Here is a 16966-nt window from a genome sequence, read left to right as displayed (position 1 = left end):
GAGTATGTTAAATTATCATTAAGGTAACAGAACGCGCACCGCGCGCTGTTTTTGTCTTTGCGATGCATGGTAACGGAAAACCGCTACCCTGACGACGCTTTGGAGGGGAATGATGTCGCAGCCGCCCAAGGTCTTGCTGCTGTATGCCCATCCGGAATCTCATGACTCGGTGGCGAACCGGGTTTTGCTTCGACCGGCGCAGCAGTTGGAACATGTCACCGTGCACGATCTCTACGCGCACTACCCTGATTTTTTTATCGATATCCATCACGAACAACAGCTGCTGCGTGAGCATCAGGTCATCGTGTTTCAGCACCCGCTGTATACCTACAGCTGCCCGGCGCTGCTGAAGGAGTGGCTGGATCGCGTGTTGTCGCGCGGCTTCGCCAGCGGGGTGGGCGGCAATGCGCTGGCGGGCAAATACTGGCGCTCGGTGATCACCACCGGTGAGCCGGAAGGCGCCTACCGCACCGGCGGTTATAACCACTATCCGATGGAAGATATCCTGCGGCCGTTCGAGTTGACCGCCGGGATGTGCCATATGCATTGGCTGACGCCGTTCGTGGTCTATTGGGCGCGGCGGCAGAAGCCGGAGGTGCTGCGCAGCCATGCGGACGCCTACGGCGAGTGGCTGAGCCACCCGCTGCCGCACGGAGGGCGGTGACGATGGAAGGATCGACCTTACTGACCGCCATTTTGCTGTTCCTGTTCGCCGCGGTGGTGACGGTACCGATCGCCCGTCGCCTGGGGATCGGCGCGGTGCTGGGCTATCTGATCGCCGGCATCGCCATCGGCCCCTGGGGATTGGGCTTCATTCGCGACGTCGACGAGATCCTGCATTTCTCCGAGCTGGGCGTGGTGTTCCTGATGTTCATCATCGGCCTGGAGCTGAACCCCAGCAAGCTGTGGGAGCTGCGGCGCTCGATCTTCGGCGCCGGCGCCGGCCAGGTGTTGATCACCGCTGCGGTGCTGGGCGCGTTGCTGTATCTGACGCACTTCGCCTGGCAGGCGGCGGTGATCGGCGGTATCGGCCTGGCGATGTCTTCCACCGCCATGGCGCTGCAGCTGATGCGCGAGAAGGGCATGAACCGCAACGAAGGGGGGCAGCTCGGCTTCTCGGTGCTGCTGTTCCAGGATATGGCGGTGATCCCGGCGTTGGCGCTGATCCCCATTCTGGCCGGCGCCGGCGGAACCAGCGACGACTGGGCGAAGATCGCGCTCAAGGTGGCGGCGTTCGGCGGCATGCTGATCGGCGGCCGCTTCCTGCTGCGACCGCTGTTCCGCTATATCGCCGCTTCCGGCGTGCGCGAGATCTTCACCGCCGCGGCGCTGTTGCTGGTGCTCGGCTCGGCGCTGTTTATGGAGACGCTTGGCCTGTCGATGGCGCTCGGCACCTTCATCGCCGGGGTGCTGCTGGCGGAGAGCGAATACCGCCACGAACTGGAGATTTCCATCGAGCCGTTTAAAGGGCTGCTGCTGGGGCTGTTCTTTATCTCGGTGGGCATGGTGTTGAATATCGGCGTGCTCTACACCAATCTGGCCGAGGTGTTGATCGGCGTGCTGGCGCTGGTGGCGATCAAATCCGGCGTGCTCTACGGGGTGTCGCGTCTGTTCGGCCTGCGCAGTTCGGTGCGCCTGCAGTTCGCCGGGGTGCTCAGCCAGGGCGGCGAGTTCGCCTTCGTGCTGTTTTCTGCGGCGGGCGCGCAAAAGGTGCTGCAGCCGGATCAACTCTCCTTGCTGCTGGTGGTGGTGACGTTGTCGATGATGACCACGCCGCTGCTGATGCAGGCCATCGACCGCATTTTGGCGCGTCGCTATAACGCCAAGGGCGAAGAAGAGGAAACGCCGTATGTAGAGGACGACGATCCGCAGGTGATCATCGTCGGCTTCGGGCGTTTCGGCCAGGTGATCGGCCGCCTGTTGATGGCCAACAAAATGCGCATTACCGTACTGGAGCGCGACGTTAGCGCCGTCGGCGTGCTGCGGCGTTACGGTTACCAGGTTTATTACGGCGACGCCACCGAGCTGGAGCTGCTGCGCGCGGCGGGCGCCGAGAAGGCCAAGTCGATCGTGATCACCTGCAATGAGCCGGAAGACACCATGGAGATCGTGCGGCTGTGCCAGCAGCACTTCCCGAATCTGAGCATTCTGGCGCGGGCGCGCGGCCGCGTGGAGGCGCATGAGTTGCTGCAGGCGGGCGTGAAGCAGTTCAGCCGCGAGACCTTCTCCAGCGCGCTGGAACTGGGGCGCAAAGCGCTGATGGAGTTGGGCATGCACCCGCATCAGGCTTTCCGCGCCCAGCAGCATTTCCGCCGCCTGGATATGCGCATGCTGCGTGAACTGATGCCGCCGCATCAGGGCGACGTGGCGCAAATTTCCCGCGTGAAAGAGGCGCGGCGCGAGCTGGAAGAGCTGTTCCATCGCGAAATGCAAAAAGAAAGTCGCCAGTTCGACGGCTGGGACGAATACGAATAAGCGGGAGCATAACGATGTCTGCAACACGTAAGAGATTTATCGCCGGGGCGGTGTGCCCTAGCTGCAGCGCGATGGATACGCTGGCGGTATGGCGGGAGGATCAGGTGGAGGTGGTGGAGTGCGTCAAGTGCGGCCACCATCAGCGCCAGACCGAACAACAGGTGGAAAAACACGTTCGCCCGCAAGAGCAGGTGATCGGCATTTTCCAGCCGAAGTAGCGTTTTTTTATCCCGGAGGGTACAGCGAGGCAGATTTCCGTTACAATCTGTCCGGAAAAGGCGTGCATCCCGATAACGGTGCGCGTCCTAGTAGCCAACGGTAGGAGATATCATGAAAGTAGCAAAAGACTTGGTGGTCAGCCTGGCTTACCAAGTACGTACAGAAGACGGTGTTTTGGTTGATGAGTCTCCGGTGAGCGCACCGCTGGACTATCTGCACGGGCATGGTTCTCTGATCGCAGGTCTGGAAAAAGCACTCGAAGGCCACGACGTTGGCGATCGTTTTGACGTTCACGTCGGCGCGAACGACGCGTACGGCAACTACGACGAAAACCTGGTGCAGCGCGTACCGAAAGACGTCTTCATGGGCGTTGATGAACTGCAGGTCGGCATGCGTTTCCTGGCTGACACCGATCAGGGCCCGGTACCGGTTGAAATCACCGAAGTTGACGGCGACCACGTGGTGGTTGACGGCAACCACATGCTGGCCGGCCAAAACCTGAACTTCAACGTGGAAGTTGTCGCGATCCGCGAAGCGACCGCAGAAGAACTGGCGCACGGTCACGTACACGGCGAGCACGACCATCACCACGAACACGGTGAAGGCTGCTGCGGCGGTCACGGCCACAGCCACGATCACGACCATGGTCACGACCACGGTAAAGGCGGTTGCGGTAACGGCGGCTGCGGCTGCCACTAAGCAGATCGCAGTGACGAGACAAGAGGGCGGCCATCGGCTGCCCTTTTTTATGCGCGGCGCACCGGGCGCCGAACGGCACAACAGGACATGCCATGGCCACCATGAAAGACGTGGCGCGGCGCGCCGGCGTTTCCACGGCCACCGTCAGCCGGGTGATCAATAATACCGCCTACGTTGAACCGGTGACCCGCGAACGCGTCGAGAAAGCGATGCGCGAGTTTAACTACCACCGCAACGCCGCCGCGCTGGCGCTGGCGAAAAGAAGCGGCAATATGCTGGGGTTGCTGACTGGCAATCTTGACGATCCGTTTTTTTCACGCCTGGCGCGGGGCGTGGAAGACATCACGCGGCAGGCCGGCGTGCGTTTGATGTTGTGCAGCGGCGGGCATCAGGCCGAGCTGGAAAAAAGCGGCCTCGACTTTCTCATCAACCAGGGATGCGAAGCCATCGTGGCGCACGTCACGCGCATGGGGGAGGAGGCGCTGCTGCGCTACGCCGCCCATACGCCCGCACTGGTGCTGATCAATCGTTATCTGCCCGCGATCGCCAACCGTTGCATCTGGCTCGACAACGCCAATGCGGCGCAGACGGCGACCGAGCTGCTCATACGCCAGGGGCATCGAAGAATTGCCTGCGTGACGGCGGATCTGCCGATCGACGATCGCGCGCAGCGGCTAGCGGGTTACCGCCAGGCCATGGCCGCCGCCGGTATTGAGGTGCCCGGCAGCTGGATCATCAGCGTGCCCTTCAACGAGAGAGGAGGCGAACTGGCGGCCGAGCGCGTTCTGGCCAGCGACCAACGCTTCACCGCCGCAGTGACGTTCAACGACGTGATGGCCGCCGGCATGATGCGCACCTGCCATCAACGGCAAGTTCAGTTGCCCGAGGCGCTGTCGATCGTCGGCTTTGATGACATTGCCCTGGCGAAATATCTCCATCCTTCGTTGACCACCGTGCATTACCCGATCGAGAAAATGGCCCGACGCGCCGCGCGCCTGGCGCTGCAGATCCACAGCGGCAGCGACGTTGCGCCGCAGAACAACCGCTTTTCGGCCGAACTTATCCTGCGAGACTCCGTAACCGACGGTGAGGCGCATGCGCAAAGCAAGCGCGGCGAATGAGAGACGGCTCACACAACGCTACCTCATGAAACCGATTACATGGCCGATTGCCTGCGCTCACATCCTCCGATTATCGAAGCCATTACGCTGTTGCAGTACCCCATCTTCAACAGGAGCCGTATATGGATAATAAGAAAACGCTCAACCTTGGGTTGGCGACGCTGCCGATTGTGGCCATGCTGTTGCTGCTCATCATCGGCTATGGTCAGTTTGGCCTGCGCATTGAACCGCTGCTGCTGGTTTCCGCCGCCATCGCCGCCGCGTTGGCCTGGTGGCAAGGCTACCGCTGGGACGACATCATCGAGGCCATCGTGGCCAAGCTGGCGAAGGCGATGCCGGTTATCCTGATCCTGATCTGCGTGGGTGGCCTGATCGGCACCTGGATGATCAGCGGCACAATCCCTTACATGGTGTACTGGGGGCTGAAGCTGATCAGCCCGCAATACATTCTGATCGCCGCATTCTTCATCACCAGCGTGATCTCGGTGTGCACCGGCACTTCCTGGGGAGCGGCCGGCACCGTGGGCGTGGCGCTGATGGGCGTGGCCGCCGGTCTGGACGTGCCGCTGGCCGCCGCGGCCGGGGCGGTGGTGTCCGGCGCTTACTTCGGCGACAAAATTTCGCCGTTGTCCGATTCGACCAACTTCGCGGCCATCGTCGCGGATACCGATCTCTACAGCCATATCCAGCATCTGATGTACACGACGCTGCCGAGCTTCATCCTGGCCGCCGTGGTGTACCTGATCGCCGGCCACACCGGTGCGGTGGGCAGCGTGGCAACGCCGGAAAAAGTGACCGAAATCGTCGGCGCGCTCGAGGGGCTGTACCACTTCAATCTGCTGCTGATCCTGCCGCCGGTGCTGGTGCTGTGGGGCGCGGTGACCAAACGGCCGGTGATCCCCGTCATGCTGGCCGCCTGCGCGCTGGCGATCGCCATCGGCGTCGCGCTGCAGGGCTTTAGCCTGCAGCAGGGGCTGAATGCGTTGATGGACGGTTTCAATCTGTCGATGTTTGCCGCTCAGGGCCACAACGTCGAGGGTATCGTCGCCGATGTGCCGCGCCTGCTGAACCGCGGTGGCATGTTCTCGATGATGAGTACGATCCTGCTGGTGTTCTGCGCCTTTTCCTTCGCCGGCGCTCTGACGCTGACCGGCGCGCTGACGGTGATCATCAGCCGGCTGCTGAAAGTGGTGCACACCACCGGCCAGCTGATCGCCGCCACCGTTGCCACCACTATCATGGTGACCGGCGCGACCAGCGACGGCAAGCTGGCGCTGCTGATCCCGGCGGAGCTATTCAAAGGGGCCTATCGACGCATGGGGCTGGACAACAAAAATCTGTCGCGCACCGTCGAAGATGCGGGCACCGTCATCGAACCGCTGATCCCGTGGACGGCCGCCGGCATTTACATGGCCACCACGCTGGGGGTCAGCACCCTCGATCTGCTGCCGTGGGCGATCCAATGTTATGCCGCGGTGGTGTTCGCCCTGATTTATGGGTTCACCGGCTTCGGTATCGCCAAACTCCAACCTCAGAACGACTTGCAGCGTAAGGAAGCCTGACATGACGAGTCATTTCAACGCCATCATCGATCGCCACAACACCGGCTCCGTGAAGTGGGACTTCATCGACCGCTATCTGCAACTGGACGGCAGCGAACTGTTGCCGATGTGGGTGTCCGATTTCGACTTTCCGTGCCCACCAGAGGTGCAGCAGGCGCTGCATCAGCGGGTGAACCACGGCGTCTTTGGCTACAGCGAACGCGACGACGCTTACTATGAGGCGGCGATCGACTGGTTTGCCAAGCGGCACGGCTTGCCGCTGCGGCGCGAGTGGTTCACGTCGATTGAAGGGGTGGTGCCGGGGCTGGCGATGCTGATCCAACTGCTCAGCAAGCCGGGGGACGGGGTGGTGGTGCAAGGGCCGTATTATGGCTCGTTCGCCAAGATAGTCACCATGAACGGCAGAGAGGTGATTGAAAACCCGCTGCGGGAAACCCCGCAGGGATACCGGATCGATTTCGACCAGCTGGCCGCCTGCCTGGCGCAGCGTAAACCGCCGCTGTTGTTGCTGTGCAACCCGCACAATCCAACCGGCCGTTGCTGGCGCCGCGATGAACTGGAGCGGCTCATGGCGCTCTGCCACGCCTATGACGTCACGGTGATCTCCGATGAAATTTGGGCCGATCTGCTGCTGCCCGGCGAGACGTTTACGTCGGTGTTGCATCTGGGCGAGGAATATCGCGAGCGGGTGATTGCGGCGACGTCCGCCAGCAAAACGTTCGGCCTCTCCTCGCTGCGTATTTCGAATTTCCTGATCCCCAACGCCCGGCTTCGGCAGGCGTTTGCCGATCGGCTGAACGCCCACGGGCTGGATGTATTCAACGCGCTGTCGATGACGGCGGCGACCGCGGCCTATCAACGGGGCGCTGCCTGGCTTGATGAGCTGCTCGACTACCTGGCGGAGAATCGGCGTTGGTTTGAGCAAGCGCTGGCGGCCGCCGTGCCCTGGTGCGCGATGACCCAGGCTGAAGGGACCTATCTCGCCTGGCTGGATTGCCGCTCGCTGGGTTTGAGCGATACAGACTTGCAGCAGGCGCTGGTGGCGGTGGCGAAGCTGGCGCCGTCGATGGGCAGCGGTTTCGGCCCGCAGGGGCGCGGTTTTATCCGTATCAACCTGGGGTGCCCGCGCCGGTATCTCGAGCGTGCCGTCGAAGGGTTGGCACGCCTGAAATAACCGCATGGCGAGCCCTCAATAGTGCGGCGGAGGGGTTTCTTCCGATTGCGAGGCGATCATTGAGGTTTGGGTCGAGCGCAGCTTGTCGGTCAACATGCGCAGGTGTTCGCGCATCTTCAGCATTTCCATTTGATGCTGGATGACGGTCTGGTTGAGCTCTTCGATGGTGAGCTCTTGGAAGGCCTGACGGCTTTCCAGTTCTTCAAGCCGCTGTAGCAGGCGTTGAATGTCGGCGTTGTGCATGAGGCTACCTCTGACGCGATAAAATCCTGATTCGGCGCTATGGTAACAGCTGGCGCCGGGTTTGCTCGCGCTATTTCTCCAGACGGCGCGCAACGTTGCGATCGACAGTGTAAAGTGCTGAAAAGTTGCACGCTCGATCTGCCGTTTTTTGCGAGCCTGGCCGAATATTCCGCAAGAAAAATCTGATTTATCATGGGAGTAGCACGCAGGGGGAAACTTCTTGGCAAAGCGGGAGTCACACTTTGACTCGATTGGTTACCTGTGCGACTGTTTTGTTTTGTTTCAGGCAGCTATAGTAGCCCGGTTATCTTACCTAATGATTGTTTGGGGCATTGCTTCAGACACTGGAGAAATGGATGAAATCTTTGTTTAAAGTCACGCTTCTGGCAACCACCATGGCTTTTGCTCTGAATGCGACCCAGGTCATGGCAGCCGATGCCGCCAAACCGGCAGAAGCCGCTAAACCAGCGGACGCGGCAGCAGCACCGAGCACCGGCAAGTTCAAAAACGACGACGAGCAAGCGGCCTACGCACTGGGCGCCTCTCTCGGCCGTTACATGGACAACTCTCTGAAAGAGCAAGAGAAGCTGGGCATCAAGCTGGACAAAGATCAGCTGATTGCCGGCGTTCAGGACGCGTTCGCCAACAAGAGCAAGCTGAACGACGCCGACATCGAGAAGACCCTGCAGGGCTTCGAAGCGCGCGTGAAGGCTTCCGCTCAGGCGAAGATGGAGCAGGACGCCAAGGACAACGAAACCAAAGGCGCCAAGTACCGCGATAGCTTCGCTAAAGAAAAAGGCGTGAAGAAAACCGAATCCGGCCTGCTGTACCAGGTAGAGAAGCCGGGCGCGGGTGAAGCGCCGAAAGACAGCGACACCGTGGTGGTGAACTACAAAGGCACCCTGACCGACGGTACCGAGTTCGATAACTCCTACACCCGCGGCGAGCCGCTGTCGTTCCGTCTGGACGGCGTGATCCCAGGCTGGACCGAAGGCCTGAAGCACATCAAGAAAGGCGGCAAAATCAAGCTGGTGATCCCACCGGCGCTGGCCTACGGCAAAACCGGCGTTCCGGGCATCCCGGCTAACTCCACGCTGGTCTTCGACGTTGAGCTGCTGGACGTGAAAGCGGCGCCGAAAGCCGACGCTAAAGCCGAAAAACCGGCGGACGCGAAAGCCGACGCCAAAGCGAAATAACATCGCCGCTTTGTTTGCCCCCGCCGCGGATGCCCTCCGCGGCGGTTTTCATTTCGGCCCCCGCCGCCTCTCTCTCCATTGAACGCTTGACGCCTGCCGGGCATCGGGCTTAACGTCAATACCACGCGCAAACGCAAGGACTTTGCTCCGGCCGCTTTGCTAGACTAATAATTCTGACTTATCAGTCATGCGTCTGCCCCTTAGGGCGTGTACCTAAAATTGTTCCCGGCCGCCTCGCCCGCGGATGTCATCGTGCCGTTTGATGGCGCTCTCAGCCGGCCGCGCTGCAGCGTGCCGACGACGGCAGCGATCCGGTTCGAGCGGTTTTAGCTGCGCCCCCTGGCACAGGCGATCTATGAGGGTGGTATCTTCGATGTCGAATTCGCTTTTATCCAGCGAAGCCAGCGAACTTGATTTGCTGAATGAACGTCCGTTTACTCAAACGGATCATGAAATCCTGAAATCCTATGAAGCGGTGGTCGACGGGCTGGCGATGTTGATCGGCGGCCACTGCGAGATCGTACTGCACGCGCTGGAAGACCTGAACAGCTCAGCGGTACGCATCGCCAACGGTGAACATACCGGGCGTAAAATCGGCTCGCCGATCACCGATCTGGCGCTGCGCATGCTGCACGACATGGCCGGCGACGACAGCAGCGTGTCGAAAGCCTACTTTACCCGCGCCAAGAGCGGCGTGTTGATGAAGTCGGTGACCATCGCCATTCGCAATCGCGAGCAGCGGGTGATCGGCTTGCTGTGCATCAACATGAACCTCGACGTACCGTTCTCGCAGATCATGCAGACCTTTATGCCGCCGGCCACGCAGGACGTGCCGTCGTCGGTGAATTTTGCGTCTTCCGTCGACGATCTGGTGGCGCAGACGCTCGAGTTCACCATCGAAGAGGTGAACGCCGACCGCTCGGTGTCCAATAACGCCAAGAATCGCCAGGTGGTGCTCAACCTCTATGAGAAAGGCATCTTCGACATCAAGGATGCGATCAACCAGGTGGCGGATCGCCTGAACATCTCCAAACACACCGTGTATCTGTACATCCGCCAGTTCAAGAGCGGCGATCTGTTGGGAAGCGACCGTTGATGCTCGATTATTGCCTATTGGTCACCGGCCCGGCTTACGGCACGCAGCAGGCCAGCAGCGCCTATCAGTTCGCTCAGGCTTTGTTGGCGAAAGGGCACCGGCTTTCCAGCGTCTTTTTCTACCGTGAGGGCGTGCTGAACGCCAACCAGCTGACCGCGCCTGCCAGCGACGAGTTCGACCTGGTGCGCGGCTGGACGCAACTGGCGCAGCAACACGGCGTAGCGCTCAACGTCTGCGTAGCCGCCGCGTTGCGCCGTGGGGTCACCGACGAACAGGAGGCGGCGCAACAGGGGCTGGCAAGCGCCAACCTGCAGCCCGGCTTTACCCTGAGCGGGCTGGGTTCCCTGGCCGAAGCGTCGCTGAGTTGCGACCGTCTGGTGCAGTTCTGAGGATATGATGAAACGAGTCGCTTTTGTTTTCACCCACGGGCCGCACGGCGGCGCCGGCGGCAGGGAAGGGCTGGATGCGCTGCTCGCCACGTCAGCGCTCAGTGAAGATTTGGGGGTGTTTTTTGTCGGCGACGGCGTATTGCAGCTGTTGCCGGGCCAGCAACCGGAAAAGATTTTGGCGCGCAATTACATCGCCACCTTCGGCGTGCTGCCGCTGTATGACGTGGAGCGGTGCTATCTGTGCCAGGCTTCGCTGCAGGAGCGTGGGCTGAGCCAGGTGACCGATTGGGTGCTGGATGCCGAGGTGCTGGCGCCGGACGAACTGCGCCGCGAACTGGCCGGCTACGACGCCGTGATGACGTTTTAGGATCCTCTGATGCTGTATACCCTGAGCCACTCGCCAAACCAATGTGACTTGCCTGCGCTGCTGCGCCTGACGGCGGAGGGTGACGCGCTGCTGCTGCTGCAGGACGGCGTGCTTGCAGGCCTTGCCGGCAGCGCCCATCTTGAATCGCTGCTCGCCGCCCCCATATCCCTTTATGCGCTGCAGGACGACCTGGAAGCTCGGGGATTGGTTGGTCATTTTTCGCACAAAATCACTGTCGTCGGCTATAATCACTTCGTTGAATTAACCGAACAACACCGCAGCCAAATGGCCTGGTAATGAGAGTGATGTTGTATATTTCTTGACACCCATACTGGTCAGCCCTAAAATTCTGCGTCCTCGTACTTTGCCAATAGTGCATACGAGGGGATTTATCACATGTTTACGAAGCTAGTACGAAGCAAAAACCAGGAGCTTTTTTAATGGCAACAATTAACCAGCTGGTTCGCAAACCACGCTCTGTGAAGGCTGCTAAAAGCAACGTTCCAGCGCTGGAAGCCTGCCCGCAGAAACGTGGCGTATGCACCCGCGTATACACCACTACCCCGAAAAAACCAAACTCCGCACTGCGTAAAGTTTGCCGTGTGCGTTTGACCAACGGTTTCGAAGTGACTTCCTACATCGGTGGCGAAGGCCACAACCTGCAGGAACACTCCGTAATCCTGATCCGTGGCGGTCGTGTAAAAGACCTGCCAGGTGTGCGTTACCACACCGTCCGTGGTGCACTTGACTGCTCCGGTGTTAAAGACCGTAAGCAAGCTCGTTCCAAGTACGGCGTGAAGAAGCCAAAGGCTTAATGGTTCTCCGTTAAGTAAGGCCAAACGTTTTAACTTTAATGTCAAAATAAACTCGTAGAGTTTTGGACAATCCTGAATTAACAACGGAGTATTTCCATGCCACGTCGTCGCGTAATCGGCCAACGTAAAATCCTGCCAGATCCTAAGTTCGGATCTGAGCTGCTGGCCAAATTTGTAAATATCCTGATGGTAGACGGTAAAAAATCTACTGCAGAAGCAATCGTCTATACCGCGCTGGAGACCCTGGCTCAGCGTTCTGGTAAAGATCACCTGGAAGCTTTCGAAGTCGCTCTCGACAACGTTCGCCCGACTGTAGAAGTTAAGTCGCGTCGCGTTGGCGGTTCTACTTATCAGGTACCAGTTGAAGTCCGCCCGGTTCGTCGTAATGCTCTGGCAATGCGTTGGATCGTTGATGCTGCACGTAAACGCGGTGATAAATCCATGGCTCTGCGCCTGGCGAACGAGCTGTCTGACGCAGCAGAGAACAAAGGTTCTGCTGTTAAGAAGCGTGAAGACGTTCACCGTATGGCCGAAGCCAACAAGGCGTTCGCCCACTACCGCTGGTAATCACCCGGCTGTAGTCATGCTAACCAAGCGGGCGCGTCAAATCGGCCCGCTTGGGTTAACTGAACTTGAACGCCCTAGGAATAGAGGAATCAAATGGCTCGTACAACACCCATTGCACGCTACCGCAACATCGGTATCAGTGCTCACATCGACGCCGGTAAAACCACCACTACCGAACGTATTCTGTTCTACACCGGTGTAAACCACAAAATCGGTGAAGTTCATGACGGCGCTGCCACCATGGACTGGATGGAACAGGAGCAGGAGCGTGGTATTACCATCACTTCTGCAGCGACTACTGCCTTCTGGTCTGGTATGGCCAAGCAGTTCGAACCGCATCGCGTAAACATCATCGACACCCCAGGGCACGTTGACTTCACCATCGAAGTAGAACGTTCCATGCGTGTGCTGGATGGCGCGGTAATGGTTTACTGTGCTGTTGGTGGTGTTCAGCCACAGTCTGAAACCGTATGGCGTCAGGCTAACAAATACAAAGTGCCACGTATCGCGTTCGTTAACAAAATGGACCGTATGGGCGCTAACTTCCTGAAAGTTGTAGGCCAGATCAAATCTCGTCTGGGCGCCAACCCTGTTCCTCTGCAGCTGGCTATCGGCGCAGAAGACAAATTCACCGGCGTTATCGACCTGGTGAAAATGAAGGCGATCAACTGGAACGAAGAAGACGCAGGCGTAACCTTCGAATACGAAGACGTCCCGGCTGACATGATGGATCTGGCTGAAGAATGGCGCCAGAACCTGATCGAGTCCGCTGCGGAAGCTTCCGAAGAGCTGATGGAAAAATACTTGGGCGGCGAAGAGCTGACCGAGGAAGAAATCAAAACTGCTCTGCGTCAGCGCGTACTGAACAACGAAATCATCCTGGTTACCTGCGGTTCTGCGTTCAAGAACAAGGGCGTGCAGGCGATGCTGGATGCGGTAATCGAATACCTGCCGGCACCAACTGACGTTCCTGCGATCAACGGTATCCTGGACGACGGTAAAGACACTCCGGCTGAGCGTCACGCAAGTGATGACGAGCCGTTCTCTGCTCTGGCGTTCAAAATCGCTACCGACCCGTTCGTAGGTAACTTGACCTTCTTCCGCGTGTACTCCGGCGTTGTTAACTCCGGCGACACCGTGCTGAACTCCGTTAAGTCTGCGCGCGAGCGTTTCGGCCGTATCGTTCAGATGCACGCCAACAAGCGTGAAGAGATCAAAGAAGTTCGCGCAGGCGACATCGCCGCTGCGATCGGTCTGAAAGACGTGACCACCGGGGACACCCTGTGTGATCCAGACTCTCCAATCATCCTGGAGCGTATGGAATTCCCTGAGCCGGTAATCTCTATCGCCGTTGAACCGAAAACCAAAGCTGACCAGGAAAAAATGGGTCTGGCTCTGGGCCGTCTGGCTAAAGAAGACCCGTCATTCCGCGTATGGACTGACGAAGAGTCTAACCAGACCATCATCGCCGGTATGGGTGAACTGCACCTCGACATCATCGTTGACCGCATGAAGCGTGAATTCAACGTTGAAGCTAACGTGGGCAAACCTCAGGTAGCTTACCGCGAAGCGATTCGCGCGAAGATTACCGATGTTGAAGGTAAGCACGCCAAGCAGTCTGGTGGTCGCGGTCAGTACGGTCACGTTGTGATCGACATGTACCCACTGGAGCCGGGCTCTAACCCGAAAGGTTACGAGTTCATCAACGACATCAAAGGTGGTGTAATTCCTGGCGAATACATCCCTGCCGTTGATAAAGGCATCCAGGAGCAGCTGAAGTCTGGTCCGTTGGCTGGTTACCCGGTAGTAGACATGGGTATTCGTCTGCACTTCGGTTCTTACCACGACGTTGACTCCTCTGAACTGGCGTTTAAACTGGCCGCGTCTATCGCCTTTAAAGAAGGCTTTAAGAAAGCGAAACCAGTTCTGCTTGAGCCTATCATGAAGGTTGAAGTTGAGACTCCAGAAGAGAACACCGGTGACGTTATCGGTGACTTGAGCCGTCGTCGCGGCATGCTGCGCGGTCAGGAATCTGAAGTGACTGGCGTTAAGATCCACGCTGAAGTACCGTTGTCCGAAATGTTCGGCTACGCAACTCAGCTGCGTTCTCTGACTAAAGGTCGCGCATCATACACCATGGAATTCCTGAAGTATGATGATGCACCGAACAACGTCGCTCAGGCCGTAATCGAAGCCCGTGGCAAATAAGCCGCAGGGTTAAAACCAAAGTCCCGTGCTCTCTCCAGAAGGGGAGAGCGCTATAGTAAGGAATATAGCCGTGTCTAAAGAAAAATTTGAACGTACAAAACCGCACGTTAACGTTGGTACTATCGGCCACGTTGACCACGGTAAAACTACCCTGACTGCAGCGATCACCACCGTTCTGGCTAAAACCTACGGCGGTTCTGCACGTGCTTTCGACCAGATCGATAACGCGCCAGAAGAAAAAGCTCGTGGTATCACCATCAACACCTCTCACGTTGAGTATGACACCCCGACTCGTCACTACGCGCACGTTGACTGCCCAGGGCACGCCGACTACGTGAAAAACATGATCACCGGTGCTGCGCAGATGGACGGCGCGATCCTGGTAGTTGCTGCGACTGACGGCCCAATGCCTCAGACCCGTGAGCACATCCTGCTGGGTCGTCAGGTTGGCGTTCCTTTCATCATCGTATTCATGAACAAATGCGACATGGTTGATGATGAAGAGCTGCTGGAACTGGTAGAAATGGAAGTTCGCGAACTGCTGTCCGCTTACGACTTCCCAGGCGACGACCTGCCAGTAATCCGCGGTTCCGCGCTGAAAGCGCTGGAAGGCGAAGCTGAGTGGGAAGCGAAAATCATCGAACTGGCTGAAGCACTGGACAGCTACATCCCAGAGCCAGAGCGTGCTATCGACAAGCCGTTCCTGCTGCCAATCGAAGACGTATTCTCCATCTCCGGTCGTGGTACCGTTGTTACCGGTCGTGTTGAGCGCGGTATCATCAAAGTTGGCGAAGAAGTTGAAATCGTTGGTATCAAAGACACCGTTAAGTCTACCTGTACTGGCGTTGAAATGTTCCGCAAACTGCTGGACGAAGGCCGTGCTGGTGAGAACGTAGGTGTTCTGCTGCGTGGTATCAAGCGTGAAGAAATCGAACGTGGTCAGGTACTGGCGAAGCCAGGCTCTATCAAGCCACACACCCAGTTCGAATCTGAAGTGTACATCCTGAGCAAAGATGAAGGTGGTCGTCACACTCCATTCTTCAAAGGCTACCGTCCACAGTTCTACTTCCGTACAACTGACGTGACCGGTACCATCGAACTGCCAGAAGGCGTAGAGATGGTAATGCCAGGCGACAACGTGAACATGGTTGTAACCCTGATTCACCCAATCGCGATGGACGACGGTCTGCGTTTCGCAATCCGTGAAGGCGGCCGTACCGTTGGCGCAGGTGTTGTTGCTAAAGTTATCGCTTAATCGCGAATAATTTTTTCGACACAAAAAAGGGCACTTCGGTGCCCTTTTTTTATGCAATTTGTTTAAATCTTAATTGAAATAAAAACCATTCCCATTTAGACTCAGTGCATTGTTTAAGAAGTGAGTCTCTCTATGTATGTATGTCTGTGTAATGCGGTGACTGACAAAGCGATCCGTAATGCGGTGCGTCAGCACAATCCCCATACCATGAAGCAGCTGCGTGAACTTGTGCCGATTGGTACCGATTGTGGAAAGTGCATTCGTCAGGCAAGACAGATTATGGTGGAGGAACGCGGAACTATCATCCCAATGCATGAAGTTGCCTAACAAAGGGTAAGGTTATTTTTGACTCTTGGCTTACAGGTTCTACACTTTTAGAACTGGCCAGGAGGAATTACCTATGAAAGGCGATAAAAAGATCATTGCTCACCTCAACAAGCTGCTCGGTAACGAGCTGGTTGCCATCAATCAATATTTCCTGCACGCGCGCATGTTCAAGAATTGGGGGTTAATGCGCCTCAACGACAAGGAGTACCACGAGTCGATCGACGAAATGAAACATGCCGATCGCTACATCGAGCGTATCCTGTTCCTGGAAGGGATCCCGAACCTGCAAGATCTCGGCAAGCTGAACATCGGCGAAGACATTGAAGAGATGCTGCGTTCCGATTTGGCGCTGGAGCTGGCGGGTGCCAAAAACCTGCGCGAAGGTATCGCCTATGCCGACTCGATCCACGATTACGTCAGCCGCGATTTAATGATCGACATCCTGGCCGATGAAGAAGAGCATATCGACTGGCTGGAAACCGAGCTGGATCTGATCGCTCGCCTCGGTATTCAAAACTATGCCCAGGCTCAGGTTCTAGAGCGCAAAGAGTAAACCTGCCTTCTGTTCGTCATCGTTTCTCCTGCCGGCAACCGTTTTTACGGCGGGGCAGGGGAGCGTCCCTACCAAGCATAATTCATACCCTGTTTGCCGCCTTCATCTCGCGACTGCATCTGAGCGCGCAAAAATGACGATTTCCTGAGCATATTTCCAACTGCGGCTTGCTTCCTCGGCCATTTTGCGTATAATGCGCGGGCTTACCTAATCTTGGTAAGCCTGATTTTAGCGAATCAGTCGATTGGCAGGCCTTTTTTGCCTCTCGAACAATACTCCCGATATGGGGGTTATATGTTGACGATTACACTCCCCCATCAATCGAAATGGGTGTGAGGAGTAATTATTTACGTTTATAAATAATTGGAGCTCTGGTCTCATGCAGAACCAAAGAATCCGTATCCGCCTGAAAGCGTTTGATCATCGTCTGATCGATCAATCAACCGCGGAAATCGTCGAGACTGCAAAGCGCACTGGTGCGCAAGTCCGTGGTCCGATCCCGCTGCCAACTCGCAAAGAGCGCTTTACCGTTCTGATTTCTCCGCACGTCAACAAAGACGCGCGCGATCAGTACGAGATTCGCACTCACAAGCGTCTGGTTGACATCGTTGAGCCAACCGAGAAAACCGTTGATGCTCTGATGCGTCTGGATCTGGCTGCCGGTGTAGACGTGCAGATCAGCCTGGGTTAATCAGGTCAT

The 16966-nt window shown here is 57.6% G+C and carries 20 protein-coding genes; 19 read left to right on the top strand and 1 reads right to left on the bottom strand.

Features of this window, described 5'->3' with window-relative positions; translation table 11 throughout:
• Positions 1 to 112 precede the first annotated feature (112 nt).
• From kefG to ACK3CV_RS23215, 7 genes are all read left to right on the top strand, one after another.
• The gene (gene kefG / locus ACK3CV_RS23245; protein WP_025159909.1) at positions 113 to 664 is read left to right on the top strand and encodes a glutathione-regulated potassium-efflux system ancillary protein KefG; all 552 of its coding nucleotides are present in this window, start codon (positions 113 to 115) and stop codon (positions 662 to 664) included.
• A 2-nt stretch (positions 665 to 666) separates the two neighbouring features.
• Entirely contained in the window at positions 667 to 2475 is a 1809-nt protein-coding gene (kefB, locus tag ACK3CV_RS23240; RefSeq protein WP_060423678.1) for a glutathione-regulated potassium-efflux system protein KefB, read from the top strand.
• A 14-nt stretch (positions 2476 to 2489) separates the two neighbouring features.
• Positions 2490 to 2693: a YheV family putative zinc ribbon protein gene (locus tag ACK3CV_RS23235; protein ID WP_015379274.1), complete on the top strand. Its 204-nt coding sequence runs from the start codon at positions 2490 to 2492 to the stop codon at positions 2691 to 2693.
• Positions 2694 to 2805: 112 nt separating this feature from the next.
• A complete protein-coding gene (gene slyD, locus ACK3CV_RS23230) occupies positions 2806 to 3393 on the top strand; it encodes a peptidylprolyl isomerase (protein ID WP_004930407.1) in 588 nt (195 codons plus the stop codon).
• A 92-nt stretch (positions 3394 to 3485) separates the two neighbouring features.
• Positions 3486 to 4514 carry a LacI family DNA-binding transcriptional regulator gene (locus ACK3CV_RS23225; RefSeq protein WP_041036963.1) on the top strand — a complete coding sequence of 343 codons (1029 nt, stop codon included), beginning with the start codon at positions 3486 to 3488 and terminating at the stop codon, positions 4512 to 4514.
• 122 nt (positions 4515 to 4636) lie between these two features.
• Positions 4637 to 6076: a Na+/H+ antiporter NhaC gene (gene nhaC / locus ACK3CV_RS23220; RefSeq protein WP_164141709.1), complete on the top strand. Its 1440-nt coding sequence runs from the start codon at positions 4637 to 4639 to the stop codon at positions 6074 to 6076.
• A 1-nt stretch (position 6077) separates the two neighbouring features.
• Positions 6078 to 7250 carry a MalY/PatB family protein gene (locus ACK3CV_RS23215; protein ID WP_164141707.1) on the top strand — a complete coding sequence of 391 codons (1173 nt, stop codon included), beginning with the start codon at positions 6078 to 6080 and terminating at the stop codon, positions 7248 to 7250.
• 15 nt (positions 7251 to 7265) lie between these two features.
• Here ACK3CV_RS23215 and ACK3CV_RS23210 read toward each other — a convergent pair whose 3' ends face one another.
• Positions 7266 to 7493 carry a SlyX family protein gene (locus ACK3CV_RS23210; protein WP_004930414.1) on the bottom strand — a complete coding sequence of 76 codons (228 nt, stop codon included), beginning with the start codon at positions 7491 to 7493 and terminating at the stop codon, positions 7266 to 7268.
• A gap of 356 nt (positions 7494 to 7849) precedes the next feature.
• Between ACK3CV_RS23210 and fkpA the strand changes: the two genes are divergently transcribed.
• The 12 genes from fkpA to rpsJ all read left to right on the top strand — a co-directional run bounded on the left by fkpA (position 7850) and on the right by rpsJ (position 16957).
• Positions 7850 to 8689, top strand: coding sequence for an FKBP-type peptidyl-prolyl cis-trans isomerase (gene fkpA, locus ACK3CV_RS23205; RefSeq protein WP_016930330.1), 840 nt, complete (start codon positions 7850 to 7852; stop codon positions 8687 to 8689).
• A gap of 373 nt (positions 8690 to 9062) precedes the next feature.
• Complete coding sequence (locus ACK3CV_RS23200) at positions 9063 to 9785, top strand: helix-turn-helix transcriptional regulator (protein WP_004930418.1); 723 nt, start codon at positions 9063 to 9065, stop codon at positions 9783 to 9785.
• On the top strand, positions 9785 to 10174 hold the full coding sequence (gene tusD / locus ACK3CV_RS23195; protein WP_033636259.1) for a sulfurtransferase complex subunit TusD: 390 nt from the start codon (positions 9785 to 9787) through the stop codon (positions 10172 to 10174). Before ACK3CV_RS23200 ends, tusD begins: the two co-directional genes overlap by 1 nt.
• Before the next feature lie 7 nt (positions 10175 to 10181).
• Complete coding sequence (tusC, locus tag ACK3CV_RS23190) at positions 10182 to 10541, top strand: sulfurtransferase complex subunit TusC (RefSeq protein WP_033636258.1); 360 nt, start codon at positions 10182 to 10184, stop codon at positions 10539 to 10541.
• Positions 10542 to 10550: 9 nt separating this feature from the next.
• Positions 10551 to 10838, top strand: a complete 288-nt coding sequence (gene tusB, locus ACK3CV_RS23185; RefSeq protein ID WP_033636257.1) for a sulfurtransferase complex subunit TusB — start codon at positions 10551 to 10553, stop codon at positions 10836 to 10838.
• 143 nt (positions 10839 to 10981) lie between these two features.
• Positions 10982 to 11356, top strand: coding sequence for a 30S ribosomal protein S12 (gene rpsL / locus ACK3CV_RS23180; RefSeq protein WP_004930426.1), 375 nt, complete (start codon positions 10982 to 10984; stop codon positions 11354 to 11356).
• Positions 11357 to 11452: 96 nt separating this feature from the next.
• Complete coding sequence (gene rpsG / locus ACK3CV_RS23175; RefSeq protein ID WP_004956203.1) at positions 11453 to 11923, top strand: 30S ribosomal protein S7; 471 nt, start codon at positions 11453 to 11455, stop codon at positions 11921 to 11923.
• A 93-nt stretch (positions 11924 to 12016) separates the two neighbouring features.
• Positions 12017 to 14131, top strand: coding sequence for an elongation factor G (gene fusA, locus ACK3CV_RS23170; protein ID WP_033636256.1), 2115 nt, complete (start codon positions 12017 to 12019; stop codon positions 14129 to 14131).
• Positions 14132 to 14201: 70 nt separating this feature from the next.
• Positions 14202 to 15386 carry an elongation factor Tu gene (gene tuf / locus ACK3CV_RS23165; protein WP_015376315.1) on the top strand — a complete coding sequence of 395 codons (1185 nt, stop codon included), beginning with the start codon at positions 14202 to 14204 and terminating at the stop codon, positions 15384 to 15386.
• A gap of 132 nt (positions 15387 to 15518) precedes the next feature.
• On the top strand, positions 15519 to 15713 hold the full coding sequence (bfd, locus tag ACK3CV_RS23160) for a bacterioferritin-associated ferredoxin (RefSeq protein ID WP_015379266.1): 195 nt from the start codon (positions 15519 to 15521) through the stop codon (positions 15711 to 15713).
• Between the two features lie 73 nt (positions 15714 to 15786).
• Entirely contained in the window at positions 15787 to 16266 is a 480-nt protein-coding gene (bfr, locus tag ACK3CV_RS23155) for a bacterioferritin (RefSeq protein ID WP_033636255.1), read from the top strand.
• A gap of 379 nt (positions 16267 to 16645) precedes the next feature.
• Complete coding sequence (gene rpsJ / locus ACK3CV_RS23150) at positions 16646 to 16957, top strand: 30S ribosomal protein S10 (RefSeq protein WP_001181005.1); 312 nt, start codon at positions 16646 to 16648, stop codon at positions 16955 to 16957.
• Positions 16958 to 16966 lie beyond the last annotated feature (9 nt).

The organism is Serratia sp. TSO36 (genome assembly GCF_057808395.1).
This window is presented reverse-complemented; position numbering and strand designations above follow the sequence as displayed.